This is a genomic window from Mesobacillus sp. LC4 (genome assembly GCF_053543455.1).
Genome location: NZ_JBGCUB010000006.1, coordinates 248,450 through 265,907 on the forward strand (window position 1 = coordinate 248,450; position 17,458 = coordinate 265,907).

Annotated in this window: 17 protein-coding genes and 1 pseudogene; 1 reads left to right on the top strand and 17 read right to left on the bottom strand. The window is 43.7% G+C overall.

The window, feature by feature from the left end:
* Window positions 1-152 precede the first annotated feature (152 nt).
* The 6 genes and pseudogenes from AB5I83_RS18955 to AB5I83_RS18980 form a co-directional block, all read right to left on the bottom strand.
* Window positions 153-812 carry a DUF429 domain-containing protein gene (locus AB5I83_RS18955; RefSeq protein ID WP_448977606.1) on the bottom strand — a complete coding sequence of 220 codons (660 nt, stop codon included), beginning with the start codon at window positions 810-812 and terminating at the stop codon, window positions 153-155.
* Window positions 813-865: 53 nt separating this feature from the next.
* Window positions 866-1,228: pseudogene (locus tag AB5I83_RS18960) on the bottom strand (hypothetical protein); the annotation flags it as partial.
* A gap of 628 nt (window positions 1,229-1,856) precedes the next feature.
* Window positions 1,857-2,474: an HAD family hydrolase gene (locus tag AB5I83_RS18965; protein WP_448977607.1), complete on the bottom strand. Its 618-nt coding sequence runs from the start codon at window positions 2,472-2,474 to the stop codon at window positions 1,857-1,859.
* Window positions 2,475-2,647: 173 nt separating this feature from the next.
* Window positions 2,648-3,451: a bifunctional DNA-formamidopyrimidine glycosylase/DNA-(apurinic or apyrimidinic site) lyase gene (gene mutM / locus AB5I83_RS18970; protein ID WP_448977609.1), complete on the bottom strand. Its 804-nt coding sequence runs from the start codon at window positions 3,449-3,451 to the stop codon at window positions 2,648-2,650.
* Between the two features lie 116 nt (window positions 3,452-3,567).
* Window positions 3,568-4,938, bottom strand: coding sequence for a 23S rRNA (uracil(1939)-C(5))-methyltransferase RlmD (rlmD, locus tag AB5I83_RS18975; RefSeq protein WP_448977642.1), 1,371 nt, complete (start codon window positions 4,936-4,938; stop codon window positions 3,568-3,570).
* A 90-nt stretch (window positions 4,939-5,028) separates the two neighbouring features.
* The gene (locus AB5I83_RS18980; protein WP_448977611.1) at window positions 5,029-5,397 is read right to left on the bottom strand and encodes a hypothetical protein; all 369 of its coding nucleotides are present in this window, start codon (window positions 5,395-5,397) and stop codon (window positions 5,029-5,031) included.
* A gap of 184 nt (window positions 5,398-5,581) precedes the next feature.
* Between AB5I83_RS18980 and AB5I83_RS18985 the strand changes: the two genes are divergently transcribed.
* Window positions 5,582-5,857: a hypothetical protein gene (locus tag AB5I83_RS18985; RefSeq protein ID WP_167832393.1), complete on the top strand. Its 276-nt coding sequence runs from the start codon at window positions 5,582-5,584 to the stop codon at window positions 5,855-5,857.
* Between the two features lie 51 nt (window positions 5,858-5,908).
* On the opposite strand, the gene AB5I83_RS18990 is transcribed toward AB5I83_RS18985, so the two are convergent.
* The 11 genes from AB5I83_RS18990 to AB5I83_RS19040 form a co-directional block, all read right to left on the bottom strand.
* Window positions 5,909-6,358: a BsuPI-related putative proteinase inhibitor gene (locus AB5I83_RS18990; RefSeq protein WP_448977613.1), complete on the bottom strand. Its 450-nt coding sequence runs from the start codon at window positions 6,356-6,358 to the stop codon at window positions 5,909-5,911.
* A 136-nt stretch (window positions 6,359-6,494) separates the two neighbouring features.
* Window positions 6,495-7,385 (bottom strand): ABC transporter permease subunit, encoded by an 891-nt coding sequence (locus tag AB5I83_RS18995; RefSeq protein ID WP_448977615.1) that lies wholly within the window; start codon window positions 7,383-7,385, stop codon window positions 6,495-6,497.
* Complete coding sequence (locus tag AB5I83_RS19000; RefSeq protein ID WP_448977617.1) at window positions 7,378-8,331, bottom strand: ABC transporter permease subunit; 954 nt, start codon at window positions 8,329-8,331, stop codon at window positions 7,378-7,380. The genes AB5I83_RS18995 and AB5I83_RS19000 overlap by 8 nt, the downstream gene beginning before the upstream one ends.
* Before the next feature lie 58 nt (window positions 8,332-8,389).
* Window positions 8,390-8,812, bottom strand: coding sequence for a hypothetical protein (locus AB5I83_RS19005; RefSeq protein WP_448977619.1), 423 nt, complete (start codon window positions 8,810-8,812; stop codon window positions 8,390-8,392).
* Window positions 8,813-9,206: 394 nt separating this feature from the next.
* Window positions 9,207-11,339 (bottom strand): DNA helicase RecQ, encoded by a 2,133-nt coding sequence (recQ, locus tag AB5I83_RS19010; RefSeq protein ID WP_448977621.1) that lies wholly within the window; start codon window positions 11,337-11,339, stop codon window positions 9,207-9,209.
* A gap of 123 nt (window positions 11,340-11,462) precedes the next feature.
* Window positions 11,463-11,804: a sensor histidine kinase gene (locus AB5I83_RS19015; protein ID WP_448977644.1), complete on the bottom strand. Its 342-nt coding sequence runs from the start codon at window positions 11,802-11,804 to the stop codon at window positions 11,463-11,465.
* Window positions 11,805-12,533 carry a histidine kinase dimerization/phospho-acceptor domain-containing protein gene (locus AB5I83_RS19020; RefSeq protein ID WP_448977623.1) on the bottom strand — a complete coding sequence of 243 codons (729 nt, stop codon included), beginning with the start codon at window positions 12,531-12,533 and terminating at the stop codon, window positions 11,805-11,807. It abuts the gene before it with no gap.
* A gap of 86 nt (window positions 12,534-12,619) precedes the next feature.
* Complete coding sequence (locus AB5I83_RS19025; protein WP_448977625.1) at window positions 12,620-13,600, bottom strand: anti sigma factor C-terminal domain-containing protein; 981 nt, start codon at window positions 13,598-13,600, stop codon at window positions 12,620-12,622.
* A complete protein-coding gene (locus AB5I83_RS19030; protein ID WP_167832401.1) occupies window positions 13,587-14,087 on the bottom strand; it encodes an RNA polymerase sigma factor in 501 nt (166 codons plus the stop codon). Before AB5I83_RS19030 ends, AB5I83_RS19025 begins: the two co-directional genes overlap by 14 nt.
* A 159-nt stretch (window positions 14,088-14,246) precedes the next feature.
* The gene (locus AB5I83_RS19035) at window positions 14,247-15,722 is read right to left on the bottom strand and encodes a nicotinate phosphoribosyltransferase (RefSeq protein WP_448977627.1); all 1,476 of its coding nucleotides are present in this window, start codon (window positions 15,720-15,722) and stop codon (window positions 14,247-14,249) included.
* 190 nt (window positions 15,723-15,912) lie between these two features.
* Window positions 15,913-16,467, bottom strand: coding sequence for a cysteine hydrolase family protein (locus AB5I83_RS19040; protein WP_448977628.1), 555 nt, complete (start codon window positions 16,465-16,467; stop codon window positions 15,913-15,915).
* Window positions 16,468-17,458 lie beyond the last annotated feature (991 nt).

Genomic DNA, 17,458 nt, shown 5'->3' on the forward strand with positions numbered 1-17,458 from the left:
ATTCCATCTTGTTTTGCCTAAATTTACTCATTACATTATTACCTTGGTTGAAATCTAAAGATGGAATTAATTGAGGTAACCGCAATGAATACTAAAGAAATAACAACTGAACCTAACGTATTTCCAATAATCACGCCCAACTGCCGCTGAATTTAACAGCAATAGTCATAAGGATGCAGCGGAAGGCAAGCACGATAGATCCATTTTGCATTATACGAAGGAGCCTTCCAATGCCATGCACCTAACGCAGCAGCACATGCATCGATCGAATGGCTTTCTACTTCCATTTCAATAGGTAATTGAGTAAGTCCCTGCTCCATAAGCCAATTCCGAATAAAACTTCTAGCTGAATGTTCTTGTTTGTATGCCAACACATATTCAATATTTTGTTTGGACAGTCTCGACCCAATTACGGCCCCTGGATGGACTTCCACTAAAGAAATGGGATACGCGGCGTTTAGATTCTCTATTTCTCTACTTAGTTTTATTCCTCTTAATGTTAAATACACCATTCTATTTAAGGTTGGCGGCATGATTGACCCCGATCTCATCCCTAAATTCACAATAAACTTTCTTAGTTCCCGGTCACTTTCTCTATCTCCTCCACCGTCTTGATAAGACAATGGTGCATCAATTCCGATTACTACCTCATCTAATTGGCTTTGTTCATAAATCTCTCTCAATATGTTCTGATCGCTTAAGTTATTTGCCCACTTAACCAATTGCAGGTGATTTCCCTCTTGTTTAAAAATAGCGAGAACGGTATCCTTATGATTTTTTGGACCTGATAAATCAATTCCGATTACTCTCATATAAAACCCTCACTTCCATAATTACAGGCTGTAAAAAAAATACGCGATTTAACTTAATGAATCTTCAGCAATTTTATCAGCCGTATGACCTCCTGATCGTCTCCAGTATCGATAGGGACGAGCTTTGTACTTTGAATGATCTCATTATAAAATTTTTTCCCAGCAGGGTATTTACCATCCCAGCGCAGAGGGACATTGTACACATTGATCGTGCCGTCTCCATTGCCACTATAAGTCACGGAGCCATCCACCAACCGAGAACCTGCCAACTGGATGACATCCTCCGGATAACTTGCGCTTGTTTCATCGTCAGGATTCAGTTTCTCTCCCGCTGGAATGTGCCGGACATTCAATTCATCGATTTCCTGATTGGGTGCTAGTTGCAGCCAAACCCGAGCATACTCAATTTGATTACTTGTATAGTTAGATAACGCTTCCTCGTCTGGCTGATGTTCACTGTTTTCGAAATCCTGGATCAGGACGACTTTGAATTCACCATCATAGGAGACCCAACTGACTGAATCCACGCGACTCTTGTTTTTAACTTCAGGCAATTCATCCATGATCTGTTTCGCCTTATTGAACATAATTTCAGTTTCTTCATAACTCTTCGTATGTCCATCCTGAAGTTTTTCGTTGATTTCATGACTGTACTCTTCCGTATTTGGCAGCAATTTAACTGTATAGTTCGTCATTCCTGAGTCACTTTTCCATACGTCCGTTTCATAATGCGTCCCATCAATTTTATAGTGCGCATTCAGGTACTCGTCGATATTCATATTCTCTGAGACTTGTTCATCTGAAGCACCATCTGTTTCAGACGGTTGCGCTTCCTCTTCGTTGTTGTTATCTAAGTCAGGATCAACAGTTTGATTTTCTTCCTCGTTTGCTGGTGGCATATCATTCTTCACTTCAGTCTGTGAGCAGCCTGCAGCCATGACCAGCAAAACCATCATTAAAATAAAAGGTATTCTCTTCATACTTTACCCTTCCTTTATGTACGGATTTAAATAGTGTTGACTTCAAATATTCGTTAACCATCCACTAGAATACTCTTAAAAGTTCTTCAAAACTTTTAATTTTCATATCATATTCACTTACTTGGCCAAATCCGTATTCAGCATAAATAAAGGGAATCTTAGCAAATCTGGCTGCTTCTAAATCTCCTTGTGTGTCCCCCACATAAACTGGGCTTGATAAGTTATTTCTTTCAATAACTAAGTTAATATTCTCACCTTTTGACAGGCCCGTTCTACCTGGGTTTTCAAAGTCTAAAAAATACTTTTCAAGTCTATGAGACTTATAAAAAGCTTCTATGTACCCATCTTGGCAGTTACTGACGATGTATAGTTTGTATTTTTGAGAGAGCTCCTTCAGGACATTCTCTACATTGTGAAAAAGAACCCCTCCGTTTTCTTCTAAGAGAGATTGTTCTACTTCGCAAAGTTCTTTTACTAGATTTTGTCGTTCTGTATCATTTAAAGTGGAAAAGAGTTTCCTGCTTATTTCATTCATCTGTAAACCCATCGTACCTTCAAAATCCATGCGGGTTAATTCACTATTTATAAGATTACTTTTTCGTATAACGCCGTTCCATGCACTAAGTACAGTGTCTATCGGATCCCAAATGGTTCCATCCAAATCAAAAATGATACTATCCAATTCAGTTCACTCCCATTTATGTTAGCCCTTTCCTTCAGGGCTTCTAATGACTCACACCAATATAACACACCAAAAGATGGAAATAAAACAGACTAACTAAAAGAGCCTCATCCGCTATGGGATAAGACTCTCTAATTTCATAACAGCCACAATGGGTGTTTACAAAATTTCATTTATTGCTGGCAATTGGGACAAAAGTAAGTTTTTCGTGAAGAGATTTCGCTTTTTATAATGGAAGCATTGCACCGAGAGCATGGTTCACCTTCTCTGTCATAAACATAAAATTGATAGCCCCCTGTTTTGCCATCCCCTTTATAAAGCGGGTTTTCCATATAACCTCCTTGTTGCACTCCTCTTCTAAGGATGAATTGAATCGAATGATACAGCCGTGATAATTGTTGATCGTCAAGATCATTGATTTTTTTATCAGGGCGAATCTCTGCATGCCAAAGAATTTCATCGGAATACCCATTCCCTATTCCAGCTAGCACTTCTTGATTGATTAATGTTGTTTTGATTGTTCCTCTTCGTTTTTGCATGATTTGATGAAAGGCATCCAATGTAAAATCAGAATCAAGCACTTCAGGCCCCAGTTTTTTGAACTCTTCCTGGACCTCTTCAGGTGATAAAAGATGCAGGTAGCCTAATCGCAGTCCAATGAAAAATAAGTGCTGTTCGCCGAATGATAGCTTTACTTGAATCGTCCTGTTTGGTTTATCTTCCTCTTTGCCAAAAAACATCCAACCGCCAAGCATCAGGTGTAACAATAAACATTTGCCATCCTGTAATTGAAAAACTAAATATTTTGCCCTTCTAGTAATTGTTTTTACAGCTTGATTTGAAGCTTGTCTCGTAAACTCGTCAACCGGTACGTTAATAGACTTTTCACGCCCAACCTCAACATTCGAAACTTTTTGCCCACCTATCAATGACCCCAGCAATGTTTTATATGTTTCCATCTCTGGCAATTCCGGCATGATTTTGTCCCCCATTTTACCATTTATTTTTACAGTATTTCCTACTGGGGAGTTATTATAAATGGATGGCCAAAGAAAGAGCCTTATCCATCAAAGGATAAGGCTCACCAATTTATTTATGCTAATACAATTTTCGCAACAGCTTCACAGTGTGTCGTCTGGGGGAACATATCAACTGGCTGTACTTCTACTGTCTTGTACCCGCCGTCTTCAAGGATGCGCAAATCCCTGGCTAAGGTGGCCGGGTTACATGATACATACACAACCTTCTTCGGTTTCATGTTAATGATAGTCTGCAGCAATGCCTCGTCACAGCCTTTTCGCGGTGGGTCGACGACCAATACGTCGGCGCTGTTGCCTTCTTCGTACCATGCCGGTATGACGGTTTCGGCTTCGCCGACTGCAAATTCAGTGTTGGTGATGCTGTTCAGTTCGGCGTTTCGTTTAGCGTCTTCGATGGCTTCGGGAACGATTTCGACACCGAATACCTTTTTTGCTTTTTGCGCTAAAAATAACGAAATCGTGCCGATGCCGCAGTAGGCATCAATCACGGACTCTTCGCCTGTAAGTTCAGCATACTCAAGTGCTTTGTCGTAAAGCACTTTTGTCTGTTCAGGATTCACCTGGTAAAACGAACGCGCGGAAATCGCGAACTTGATGTCACCGATATAGTCATAAATGACCTCGCTGCCCCAGAGAACCTCCGTTTTGTCTCCCATGATGACATTTGTTTTCTTCGAGTTCACGTTATGGACGATTGATTTTACCTTAGGCAGCCTTGCGACGATTTCATTGACCAGCTTCTTTTGCTGAGGAATCTCATTTGTCCTTGTCACAATCACAACCATCAGTTCACCGGTCTGTCTTCCGTAACGGGCCATGATGTGGCGAAGCACACCTTTATGGTTTTCCTCATTATATGGCTGAATGCCCAGCTCGCTGGCGATTTCTTTTACCGCCTTAATTGCCTCGTTGATTTCTTGGAGATGCAACAGGCTTTCATTCGTATCAACAATTTCATGGCTGCGCGGTTTGAAGAAGCCTGCAATCAGCTTCCCGTCCTTCTCACCAACCGGCACCTGTGCTTTGTTCCGGTAATGCCACGGGTTGTCCATTCCCAAAATTGGGTGTACCACAACATCCTCAAGCTTGCCGATCCGCGTCAGCACTTGCTTCACTTGGTTTTCTTTATACTTTAGCTGCCCCTCATAGCTAATATGCTGCAGCTGACAGCCTCCATATTTATGGGCATCCTCAGCCGGACACTCTACCCGGAATGCACTTCTTTCAAGAATCTCCATCAAGCGTCCAAAACCGTACCCCTTGTTCACCTTGGTCACTTTGATGGTTGCTTTTTCGCCAGGAAGTCCGCCCTGAACAAAAATCGGGTATCCATCAACCTTGGCCACACCCGCTCCGTCGTGCGTCAAATCCTCAAACTCAACATCTATATAATCATTCTTTTTAACAGGTATCGTTTTGCTCATCATTTCCGTCCTTTGCTGTGAATTAGCTAAGTCAGATTTTATCATAATAAAGGCCGGATTGCGAAACGCACCGGCCTAATAATATATTTTTTACCAGCCAAATCCGGCAGGTCTCGGAGTATAATATCCAGGTCCGCCAAATCCAGGGTTGCCCTGGTATCCATAACTTCCATTCCATGGGATCCCCTGAGATCCATACCCTGCATATCCTGGTATTCCTGGATATCCATACCCTGCGTACCCTGGTGTTCCTTGATATCCGGAATATGCTCCAGGGCCTGCTGCGTATCCAAATCCCCCCGGATAACCAAATCCGCCAACGTCCGGCCCGTCTAGTATTTCTCCTCCCAAATACCCTAGTCCTGCCCCTATCAATCCAGCTGCCAATGGGCTAAAACCACCCGTTCCAAATGTTCTTGCCTGTGGTAAAAAAGGTGTCCTAATTGGATGTCTGTACATGAATGTTCTCCTTTCTCCTTTGGGTGTTTACACCATTCCTAATCACCGTATGTTATTTTAGGCAAATAGTTTGGGGAATTTGCCTACGTTTTTCAAATTTGGGCACTGCATTCAGCCGGAAACCTCAACACCAGCTTATTTTACGAATAGAATATTGGAAAAGGACAAAGAAGGAGGTCATTTGATGGATGAATTGGAGATAAAAATAAAAGAATTAGAAATGAAAATAGAGGAACTAGAGAGCTTACAAGAGAACTTTCAGGAGACAGTACAAAATCAGCTGGACAATAGCGATGTCAGGATTTTAATGGAACAGATGCTGGCTGAGAAGGAATTTGTGACTACTTCTGATCTGGAACAAACCGTAAGCAAAAGTCAGGTTCAACTGATTAAATGGATTGTAGGAACGGGAATCAGCTCGGTCTCCATTATTATTGCTTTATTTGAATTCCTTAAATAAAAAAGCGGAGGAAAAATCCATCCGCTTTCCTGATTTTGAATGTACTTACTTTTACTCGACAGTAAATTCCTTCGATACTTCGTATTTCTTGCCGTCTTTCGAAGTCATCCAGGCGGTCAGAATATAATCTCCTTTTTCAAGGTTAAGCTCATGAAGGTCAATATCATATGTCAACGACTCCCCCTGCTTCACAGTCTCTTCTCCCAAAGCCTGTAAAAAGTTAGCAACGCTTGAGAACAGAAAAACCTCTTTGCCATCCTTCGTTTTTACCGAGTAATCATATCTTTGTGAACTCGTGAATTCGAGAACCACTTCTTCTTCCGTCTGATTCTTCACTTCATATTGAAAAATCAACGGGCTTTCCTCTGTCAAACTTGCAGCCATTTCTCCTGCCACGATTCCGGCACCTCCTTGATCCTGGTCATTATTCGATACCTGGTTTTCCGTTCCACAGCCGGTTACCAGCAAACCCATCAGCAATACCATCAATAATTTTTTCATTGCCCGACCCTCCTGTTGAAAAAAACTCTTTATCTATTTGTCAGGAGTTCCGTTCAAAAGGTTACATAAATAGATAAACTAAATCACCCATTTTTAAACAAAAGGGGAGAAGTGCCTGTTACACTCCTCCCTCCATTTATGCTCTTTTATACTTTTTATCAAAGTATTGCTGCAGTCCGCTGCTGGTCATTGAGAAGGCTAATATCGTAATACCGATGGCGACGGTACCGGTAATCGGCAGCCATGGGTGTGACCAGATGTGATGGGTAATCTCTGCAAAGTAGGTCGGCCAAGCATTGGAGGCGTTCATCGCCTTGTACCCTCCACTGAGTTGGGATACGAATTCGACACTCAAAAAGATTTCCACGATTCCAAGCTGGCCAATGAGAAATAGTGTTCTCCCAAGGTCCGAGAAAAACTGGACGATGAAAGACGGCCTTAGTGGCGGCCAATAGTAATTTTTCAGCATGGTCAAAGCCGATGAACCAGAGACAATCCCGGCCTCCACATAAGGCTTCTTTGAGATATCGACCATTCCCTGGTAAAAGATATCGGCAACCCTGCCAGCTTCAATAAGAGCGAGCACAAGCATGATCCAAAGATATCGATTATCGGAAAAAGTAACAAATGGTGTGCCAATAATCAAGATGACAAAGAAAATCGGCGGCATAAATGAGAACAATCGATTCCACATGACCAGTATGCGATGGAAAAACTTCGTATAAAAACTTGCCATCGCTAGCGGAATCGCGATGATGTAACGAATCAGGACGATGGCGAGAATCGTTAACAGCGTTTCTTTCGTACCCAAAAGCACCCTGCTCAATAAATCTTTGCCATTAGCATCAGAGCCAATCGGGAAATCCGCAGATGGTGCAAATGGCGGAAGCTCGAATCCACCACCTTCTTTTTGCTTCATCACAGTTTCTTTCAATGATGTATCTACGAACGGAAGATATGGTGCTATGAGCGCAATAACCAATAGAAATGACAAGATCGTAAGGCCAAAAAATAATGATTTATTCATGATTCATCTCCTGTGAAGCCGGGGTGACAAGACTCTTGGAAATCTGTGTGACCAGATTCGAAACCAAGATGATTGTAGCAAAAAAGACCGTATAACAGGCGGCAGAAATACCGTCGACCATCATTTCCATCCCGATCCTGAAGCCAGTGCCCCTCAGCACCGCGTTAAACAGCCCATCTGCTGCACCCTGAAAATCCATCAATTTTTCAACGATAAATAGGTTCGATAATACATAAAGGGTGATTGTATTTCCATGCGCCAGAATCCTAGGTAACGAATTTTTCAAGATATGTACGAACAATATTTTCATTCCCGGAGTTCCTTTTGATTTCGCGGTCCGGATGTAATCATTTCCTTCCTGCTCCTGCAGACTTACATTGGTGATATTGGCAAGATAGAAAACAGGGTAAATCAGCAGAAATAGAATCCCAACCACATAGGTTTCCAGCTTTTCACTTCCATATAACGTCACATGGAAAAACAAACCTTTTTCATATAAAAACATCAGGCCAATCTGAATGATGATAATGAAAAAGAGATCTGGCATCGAGATGAACAGCCACGTCGTCCCATTGCCAAGAAAATTCAGCTTCTTTTTTTGCATCCTGAAATCAAAGATCCCTTTCAAGATGCCTAGAATATAGGCCAGAATCAAGGTGGGCACAATCAAAAGCAAGCTTTTCCACGCCTTGCCCGCAATCCGATTCGCATACGACTGGCCAGGGACAAACTCTCCAAGGTCAGGGTTCTCCTTTATATAAGTAAAGAAACCTTTGATATTCTGAATATGCATGTCCAATTCATAGTCATAGCTGGCGGATTTGAACTGCCCGCCCTTTCCTGTTTCAAAATCCGTCTTAGCCGGCAAAAACAATATCCCAATAAACAAAAATACGCAGACGATCCACAACACAAACTGCTCGATTGCCTTTTTAAAATAAACCATGAAGCCTCCTGATGGACTTTATTTTATAGAACTTATGCTGCTTGATACTACCTTTCTCTCAATCTCCCAAATCCTCATAATGGAGACCTTCATCAGGCAATTGCATATCCGGCACGCCAATGCTTACCTGCTTGATTCTATTTTCGATGACAGAATAGGAGTAACTCCAACCCGGCTCATTGTTGAACCTGACCTCCAGATGATAAGGATTGTAGCTTCTGCTCGTGCGGTAACTGATCTTGAACTCCTCACCCGGATACCTCTTTTCCAGGTATTCAGTCAGCTGTTCCGTTTTGATGTCGCGATGATAGTCGATCCAGAGAGGACGAAGCGCGAAAAAAGCCAACTCTGTTACAATTACAACCACGATTATCTTTATAGCGTAATTCCGCTTCTTCATGGGCAAAAGGAAAGTAATGCCCAGAAGCAACAACACTAAACCCAAAGCCAACAATATCTCAATAATCGTAATAGGATGCATCCTAACACCACCTTTTTTCGACACTAGTTATATTTTACCATTTTTAATTATTCAGAAAAGTATTTTTTTAAGATATTTAATTCTATTCTGGTTGGAGGAGGGCGTATAGAGAGTAGTGCAGTGGCGGTAATTTGAGAGGATGCTATTTTTTGGGGGGAATTTAAAACCGTTTACGTGACGATAAACTGGTCACGCACTTCTTGTGACCATGCTCTATCGATTTCATCTTTCACGGGCACATGTTTCCCTTTCTTGTGACCGCGCTCCCTCGATTTCCTTTTTCACGGGCACTGATTACTGTTTTATCGGGACATTCAAATCATTTTTTGTGACTATAAATGGGAAACATCCTTAAAAGAATTGCTAAAAAAAGACGAAGCCCGCGGGCTTCGTCCTAATGTACCTTTTTCTTAGACATATAGAGAAATACCTTGATCATGAAATAGCTGACATCATCAGGCAGCAGTTCCTTGATGGGTTTGAGCTTGTCACGTCCTGCTTCTGCGACGGCCTGTTCGAGGTCGTCGATATACCCAGAAGGAATCAGCACGTCATAGTCGACTTCCATTCCCTGCTGGATACACTGGATCAGGTGGTTTTCGACCGTGCTTTCTGCCAGTTCGCGCTTAGCGGCGATGTCGGCTACTGACAATTTTTCCTGATGCAGCTTGTAGGTTTCCAGATGGGAATCACCGATAGTTTTTTTAGCCGGTTTCCTCACCGGTTCCGAAACAGCATTCTTCACTGGCTGGCGCTCGGGATGCTTCTCGCAGAACTCGATAATCAGCTGAATGAATGGGGCACCATACTTCTGCAGCTTGTGTTCTCCAACACCAGCCACTTTGAGAAACTCCACATCCGTCAGCGGCAGCTTCAGGCACATATCCTTCAGAGAAGAATCCGAGAAAATCATAAATGGCGCTACTTTTTCCGCAGCGGCAACCTCTCTACGCAACTCACGCAGTTCTTCAAACAATGGATCATCGTTTGAAACCTGCTTGACCCGCACCGCTTCCTTCCTGAAGACCTGCGTTTTTCCGAGCAGAACATCCTTCCCTTTTTCCGGCACATAAATCGTCGGGTATGTCCCATGCTCGACGCCGATCAGCTCCTGGGAGATCAGGAACTCAATCAAGTCATTGACCTGCTTGGCATTGCGGTCCTTCATCAGTCCATAAGTCGGCAATTTATCCAGGCGGAACTCAAGGACTTTTTTATTCCGCGAGCCTGTCAATACATTAGCCGTCATGGCCTTTCCGTATTTCTGGCCCATCCGGATGATGCATGAAAGCACCATTTGCGCATCCTTCGTGACCTCTTCTGTCTCGCGGGAATCGGTACAATTGCCGCAGCGTCCGCAAGGCTCTGTCTCTGTCTCGCCAAAATAATGAAGGATATAAGATTGCAAGCATTCCTCGGTATGGCAGTATCCGACCATTTGCTGCAATTTTTCCAACTCAGGCGCAATTCGTTCCCGATCAGCAGACTGATCAATCAAAAAGCGCTGAACCTGGACATCCTGTGATGAATACAGCACGGTACATTCACTGTCCAAGCCGTCACGACCGGCACGGCCAGCTTCCTGATAGTAACTTTCCATATTTTTCGGCATCTGGAAATGGAGAACGTACCTGATATTACTCTTATCAATTCCCATTCCGAAAGCCGAAGTCGCAACCATCACAGACGCCTCGTCCTGTAAAAATCGCTCCTGTTCGCTGTTCCGGTCTTCATCATTCATGCCTGCGTGGTAGCGGGCGGCATTGAAACCTTCCTTCTGTAGCCATTCATACAACTGATCGACGATTTTCCTTGTCGCCGCATAAATGATGCCGGCTTCCTTTTCGTTCTTTTTGATAAAATCCCTTAAATACGCCTGGCGGTCCTGGCCCTTTACAACGGAAAAGCTCAGGTTACTTCGCTCAAACCCTGTAATGACCGTATTCTCTGGGTTTATTTTTAACGAAGCGCAAATGTCTTCCCGCACTTTCGGTGTTGCTGTTGCCGTCAAGGCAAGTACAATTGGTTTTCGCGGCAGACGGTCAGCGAGTCCGGAAATCTGCAAATAACTCGGCCGGAAATCATGGCCCCACTGCGAGATACAGTGCGCTTCATCGACGGCGATCAAAGGAATTTCCATGTCCTGCAGGTCGTCGATGAACTCCCAGGACCCTAGTCGCTCTGGAGCGATGTACAACAGCTTGTACTTTCCGTTCCTGGCATCATCCATTCGCGCGGCAGCTTCTCCTGCAGTAAGCGAGCTGTTGATATACGTCGCTGGAATGCCTAGCTGGACGAGCGTATCTACCTGGTCCTTCATCAAGGAAATCAGCGGAGAAATCACGATGGTTGTCCCTGGCAGCACGAGAGCCGGGATTTGATAAACGATCGATTTACCGCCTCCAGTCGGCATGACGCAGACTGTGTTTTTTCCTTCCAGCACAGAGGAAATTGCCTGTTCTTGTCCCAACCGGAATGAAGAATAACCGAAATGATCTTGCAATAATTGATGGGCTTTTTGCAGCATAGCGAGGTGGCTCCTTTCAGTGAGAAAATGTGGGGAATTAAGGGGTTACTCTTCCATTTTAACAGATAAGTCTTATGGAACGACAGCAAAAATGCCATGCTCCGAAAAGAAGCATGGCATTATTTAATCGGCAATCAACATGGATTCTACATTTCGATTTCTAGGCAGCACAATCCGTATAGTCGTGCCTGCCCCAGGTTCGCTTTCAATATCAATGCTTCCTTGATGAAGGTCGATGATCCGTTTGCAGGTGAGCAAGCCCAATCCTGTTCCTTTTTCCTTCGTTGAATAAAAAGGCTCAAAAAGGCGATTGAATCTTGATTCCGGTATTCCGCATCCTTTATCAGAGACGGTGATCATAACGGCATCTGCACTAGCCTCTTCCAAGCTTACCCCGATGAAATGGCCATTGTTCTCCGTGGCTTCGATCGCGTTCTGCAGAAGATTGATCAGGACTTGTTTTATCTAATTCCCATCACAATTCAAATTGATTTGTACTTTCGCTTCCAATTCAATATTGATGCTCTTCAAATTGGCCTGCGGTCCCATGAATTGGATACAGTCCCTCAATAATTTATTTACGTTTGTGTATTGAAAACGAACATTTTCTTTCGGTTTGGCAATGAACATGAACTCATTGACGATTTGATTGATTCGCTCCATCTCATCCATCATGATATCAAGGTATGGAATCAACTTTTGATCCGAAACACTTTCTTTGACAATTTTAGCGAAGCCTTTCATGGATTTGAGCGGATTCCTGATTTCATGCGCGATTCCCGCTGCCAATTCCCCGACTACAGATAGCTTCTCCATTTGCTGGGCCTGCTTCTCCCTTATCTTCTCCTTTGTTATATCAATGGTTGTCCCGATGACTTCAATCGTCACCCCGTTATGGCATACCGGATTCAGGATGGCTAAGTACTGGACTCCCCCAAAGCTGCCTTCATAGTTAACATTTTCGCCATTCCAGGCCTTTTCGTAAAAAAGCTCTTTGCGCTGAGCCTGCTCGGGCGGAAGGAATTCAAACAAAGATTTTCCTACAATAAATTCAGGACAGAGACCCACTTTTTCGATCAGTTTCCCCTCAATGAATGTATGGATAAAAGTGTTGCCTACTTTTTCAAACTTGAAAATAAAGCCTGTTTCCCTAGGTATGAATTGTTCATAATCGATTGCATTACATTGATTCACACAGCAACACCCTTAGAAAAGATTCGTTCCCTAATAATTCTTTATAGCTAGGGGAAATCCTTTAAAAAACAGGGAAATAGTGATGGTTAATATTTATCAATTGTCACTCCAAGTACCGATGCCCTGATAAAATCCAGCTTCCTGAAACGCTGCAATTCTTCCGGGGTTCCCGTAACAACCGCCCCGCTGATTAGAAGTTCACCGTTTTTGGCATTGGCCTTAACCGCTTTCAGGGCTTCTTTAACAGAAGCGCTTGATTCGCTTGCTCCTTCTAAGGCAGCTATATACCCTTGGCCATTACTTGCTGAATAAGGGTACTCTTCAGTCACTTCGAATCCAAAAGCATTGCCGCCGCCCTTCACTTTCAAGCCGTCAGCATCTAATTCATCATTCATCCTTGCCCTTTGTGGTTCAGTCGTCGTATCCACCCATAGCCAATTGACATTTTCGTGTCCAAGCGTTTTGCTCAGCTGATCCAATGTCATCGGCTCCTTGAAAGATAGGGCAACCTCAACAAGCATATTCTCGTCCAAACCAGCAGCAAGATCCAATTCCTTTGGCAGATAGTCATATGTCAGGCCCGGATAATAGAAATCAATCTTCCGTTCGTTATTATAATCATTATAACGGACCGTCCTTTTCGCTTCTTCGTCCATGGAATCTGTTGTAACCATTCCGCTGCCGCGGTGGATGGTTTGGGTTCGGCCGAATACAGGGATTTTCTTTGTTGTTTTATCCCAGACAATCTGCCGGCCGCCAATTTTCTTATAATAAGTTGTTTCTCCTAAGACGCTGAAGAGATTATGGATATAATAAGTGCTTTCTCCAGAAATATTTGCGCCCTTCACCATGCGTTCCATATAATTCTGATTATCCCGCAGTTTTTTATTCAGGAGATAATCACTGCCAATAAATATCACAGTCAACAATACTGCGGATGTAAGGAAGGCGATGAATGTGTACTTAATGGTCTGCTTCACTCTCGATTTCTTTATAGCTCTCTGCATGGAAGGACTGCTCATAAAGTCAATATCCTGCGAGGATTTTTCTCTATTATTCTCTGTCATAGGCTGCCTCCTTTAATACCTTAGCTAACCGCTGCCTGGCCCTGAACAAATTCGTTTTGACGGAACTTACACTAATGCCTAATAATTGCGCTATTTCCTGGTAAGAAAGCCCGCTCTGATACTTCAACAACAACAACTCCTGGTATTGCGGCTTTAACCGGCTCAGCAATTCTCCAAGCTCATTTCTGTTTTCCTTTGTTAAAATGGCTGCTTCAGGCTGTTCCTCACTATTGGATGTATGCTGTTCATTCTCCATATTAAGCTCGATTCGCCTAAGCTTCCGGCATTGGTCATAATGGAAATTCAACGCTACTCGAATCAGCCAGCTGCGGGTTTTCGCCGGCTGGATCGAATCATTAAAAAGCAAGTATTTATATGCGGTTTCCTGAACAATGTCCTCTGCATCGACATGGGCAATCCCCTGCTTCAGCAGGTACCGATAGACAATGTTCAGCTCATAATTAAGATCTTGATTTACATCTCCCATACCGACCTCCCGCATACATAACGTTTATCCTAATGAAAAGTTAACACATCCGGATAAGTTTTTTGTTTATTTTTCCAATAAAAAAAGAACCTACCTAAGGATGAGGTTCAATCGATATAAAAAAGACTGCTTGCCCCTTAGGAAAGCAGTCATCACTTTTTACAGCTTCTCTCCAGTCATCTCCATGACCTTCTCTTTCACTTCTTCTATATTGCGCATTTTGTTATCCCAGCATTTTTGGCTGAGGTCGACTGGATATTCTTCGGGGTTGAGCATCCGTGTGTATTCTTCCCAAAGAACGCCTAAGCAGTATGTTGAATGCTGGCGGACTTCTTCCAGGCTCGGCTGGGTGTATACAAGCTTGCCCTCATTAAAGATATCATGATGCAAATCCCTCGCGTCGAAATTGGTGACGAATTTGCTGATAAAAGTATGGACTGGATGGAACATCTTCAGCCGCTTTTCCTGCTGCGGATTTTCACCCTCAAGCGTGATGTAGTCCCCTTCTGAACGATTGTTGGCTTTGTTGATGATTCTGTATACATTTTTAATGCCAGGCGTCGTTACTTTTTCCGGATTGGACGAAATCTTGATGGTATCCTCCATCGTTCCATCTGCCCGCTCGACTGAAACGATTTTATAAACAGCGCCAAGGGCTGCCTGTTCGTATGCTGTGATCAGCTTCGTACCGACTCCCCAAGTATCGATTTTCGCTCCCTGAGCTTTCAGGTTCATGATTGTATACTCATCCAGGTCGCTCGATGCTACGATTTTCGCATCCTTAAAGCCGGCTTCATCCAACATTTTACGAGCTTCCTTTGAAAGATAAGCAAGGTCGCCGCTGTCGAGACGGATGCCGATGAAATTGATTTTATCGCCGAATTCCTTTGCCACTTTGATTGCGTTTGGCACCCCTGACCGCAGCGTATCATATGTATCGACCAGGAAAACGCAGTCCCTGTGCGTTTCCGCGTATTTTTTAAAAGCTGTGTAGTCATCTCTATACGCCTGTACCATTGAGTGAGCATGCGTTCCGGAAATCGGGATCCCGAATAACTTTCCCGCACGTACATTGCTAGTGGAATCAAAGCCGCCAACATACGCAGCACGCGTGCCCCAAAGTGCAGCATCCATTTCATGTGCACGGCGGCTGCCGAACTCCATCGCGATTTCGTTCTTTACCACCTGTTTGATCCGTGAAGCCTTTGTCGCAATCAACGTCTGGTAGTTGACGATATTAAGCAGGGCCGTTTCAATCAATTGAGCTTGAACCAGTGGTGCATCTACCCTTACCAGGGGCTCATTGGCAAAAACAATCTCACCCTCTTGCATCGCACGGATACTTCCTGTAAAACGCAGGTCTTTTAAAAAGGCAAGGAAATCCTCACCGAACTTTCCTTCCTCTCTCAAATATTGAATATCATCTTCTGTGAAGCCAAAATTCTCGATATAGCTGATGATTTTTTCAAGTCCGGCAAAAACGGCATAGCCATTGCCAAAAGGAAGCTTCCGGAAAAATAAATCAAACACCGCGCGGCGATTGTGCACGCCATCGCGCCAGTACGTTTCCATCATATTCAATTGATATAAATCCGTATGCAGCATCAAGCTGTCGTCTCTGAATTTCGTGCTCATCAAAAAACCTCCAATTTACTGCCTTCAATAGGTAGCTGACAAAACGCCGGTCTGTATTACTTGATCACGCTCCAATCGAGCGGTGATAACTTCGTTGCGCTTTACATAATCTTGTCCTAATCGAGCAGTGATAACTTCGTTGCGTTTTACTTCACTCGGCTCCATTCGAGCAGTTATAACTCATTGCGCTTTACTTGACCTCCGCTCCAATCGAACTCTCAAAATGACGGAGCGACCATTCATGGCCAATTTGGTCAAAGGAAGCAACAGCATCTTTATAAACAATAACCTTAAATCCTTTGTTATAAGCATCCACCGCTGTATGAAGGACACAAATATCCGTACACACACCGACGAGATGGACTTCAGTGATTCCCCGCTCGCGAAGTTTTATCTCCAGGTCAGTACCGGCGAACGCTGAATATCTCGTTTTGTCGATATAGTGCACATGATCGAGATGCTTATTCTCTTCATAAACATTCTGCAGGCTTCCGTACAAGTCCCTGCCCTTCGTACCGCGGATATTATGCGGTGGATACAGCTTTGTCTCCGGATGGAACTCATCGCCCTCATCATGGACATCAATCGCGAAAACAACATAGTCACCATGGTCGATGAACTCCTTTGTCACGCCGACAAGCTTCTCTTCAATCGCTTGCCCTGGCTCTCCGCAAGTCAGACGGCCATCATCCGCAACAAAGTCATATGTATAATCGATATTGATCAACGCCTTCTTCCCCATCATGTATCCCCATCCTTTTATCTTATTATCTTTTATTTTCATCCAAATATGATTTACAGGCAAATTTTTCATACCGGCAGGATATTTTGTTAATATGCAAAGACTGGCACTGGCAAGGTTTTTCCGAAGTTACACCGAGTTCGGACAACTTCTCGGACTGCCCTCTTCCTTTTGTCCGAAGTAACATCAGGTTCAGACAAAATGCAGGCTCTTCCTCTTTGTTTTGTCCGAAGTCATGCCTTGTTCAGACAAAATCCCTGCTTCTCTCCTTCGTTTTGTCCGAAGTCACACCAGGTTCAGACAAAACCCCGGCTTCTCCTCTTCGTTTTGTCCGAAGTCACTCCAGGTTCGAACAAAATCACGGCTCTTCCTCTTCGTTTTGTCCGAAGTAACATCAGGTTCGGACAAAATCTAGGCTCTTCCTCTTTGTTTTGTCCGAAGCCACTCCAGGTTCGGACAAAATCTAGGCTTCTCCCCATCGTTTTGTCTGAAGCCACACCAGGTTCAGACAAAATCTCGGCTCTTCCTCTTTGTTTTGTCCGAAGCCACACCAGGTTCAGACAAAATTTAGGCTTTGCCTCTTCGTTTTGTCCGAAGTCATACCAGGTTCAGACAAAATCCCAGCTCCTCCTCCTAGTTTTGTCCGAAGCAACATCAGGTTCAGACAAAATCCTTGCTTCTCCCCTTCGTTTTGTCCGAAGTCACTCCAGGTTCGGACAAAAGTTCCGCTTATCCCCTTCATTTTGTCCGAAGCAACACCAGGTTCAGACAAAAACTACTGCTACCCCTCTTCGTTTTGTCCGAAGTCTCATCAGGTTCAGATAAAATCTAGGCTCTTCCTCTTTGTTTTGTCCGAAGCCACACTAGGTTCAGACAAAATCCCAGCTTCTCCCCATCGTTTTGTCCGAAGTCATGCCTTGTTCAGACAAAATCTTGGCTTCTCCTCTTCGTTTTGTCCGAAGTCACTCTAGGTTCGGACAAAATCCAGGCTTTT

Bases quoted from the DNA above. Each gene is read 5' to 3' on its own strand.
- AB5I83_RS18955 (WP_448977606.1), bottom strand. From the start codon at position 812: ATGAGAGTAATCGGAATTGATTTATCAGGTCCAAAAAATCATAAGGAT.
- mutM (WP_448977609.1), bottom strand. From the start codon at position 3,451: ATGCCGGAATTGCCAGAGATGGAAACATATAAAACATTGCTGGGGTCA.
- rlmD (WP_448977642.1), bottom strand. From the start codon at position 4,938: ATGAGCAAAACGATACCTGTTAAAAAGAATGATTATATAGATGTTGAG.
- AB5I83_RS18980 (WP_448977611.1), bottom strand. From the start codon at position 5,397: ATGTACAGACATCCAATTAGGACACCTTTTTTACCACAGGCAAGAACA.
- AB5I83_RS18985 (WP_167832393.1), top strand. From the start codon at position 5,582: ATGGATGAATTGGAGATAAAAATAAAAGAATTAGAAATGAAAATAGAG.
- AB5I83_RS18990 (WP_448977613.1), bottom strand. From the start codon at position 6,358: ATGAAAAAATTATTGATGGTATTGCTGATGGGTTTGCTGGTAACCGGC.
- AB5I83_RS18995 (WP_448977615.1), bottom strand. From the start codon at position 7,385: ATGAATAAATCATTATTTTTTGGCCTTACGATCTTGTCATTTCTATTG.
- AB5I83_RS19000 (WP_448977617.1), bottom strand. From the start codon at position 8,331: ATGGTTTATTTTAAAAAGGCAATCGAGCAGTTTGTGTTGTGGATCGTC.
- AB5I83_RS19005 (WP_448977619.1), bottom strand. From the start codon at position 8,812: ATGCATCCTATTACGATTATTGAGATATTGTTGGCTTTGGGTTTAGTG.
- recQ (WP_448977621.1), bottom strand. From the start codon at position 11,339: ATGCTGCAAAAAGCCCATCAATTATTGCAAGATCATTTCGGTTATTCT.
- AB5I83_RS19025 (WP_448977625.1), bottom strand. From the start codon at position 13,600: ATGACAGAGAATAATAGAGAAAAATCCTCGCAGGATATTGACTTTATG.
- AB5I83_RS19030 (WP_167832401.1), bottom strand. From the start codon at position 14,087: ATGGGAGATGTAAATCAAGATCTTAATTATGAGCTGAACATTGTCTAT.
- AB5I83_RS19035 (WP_448977627.1), bottom strand. From the start codon at position 15,722: ATGAGCACGAAATTCAGAGACGACAGCTTGATGCTGCATACGGATTTA.
- AB5I83_RS19040 (WP_448977628.1), bottom strand. From the start codon at position 16,467: ATGATGGGGAAGAAGGCGTTGATCAATATCGATTATACATATGACTTT.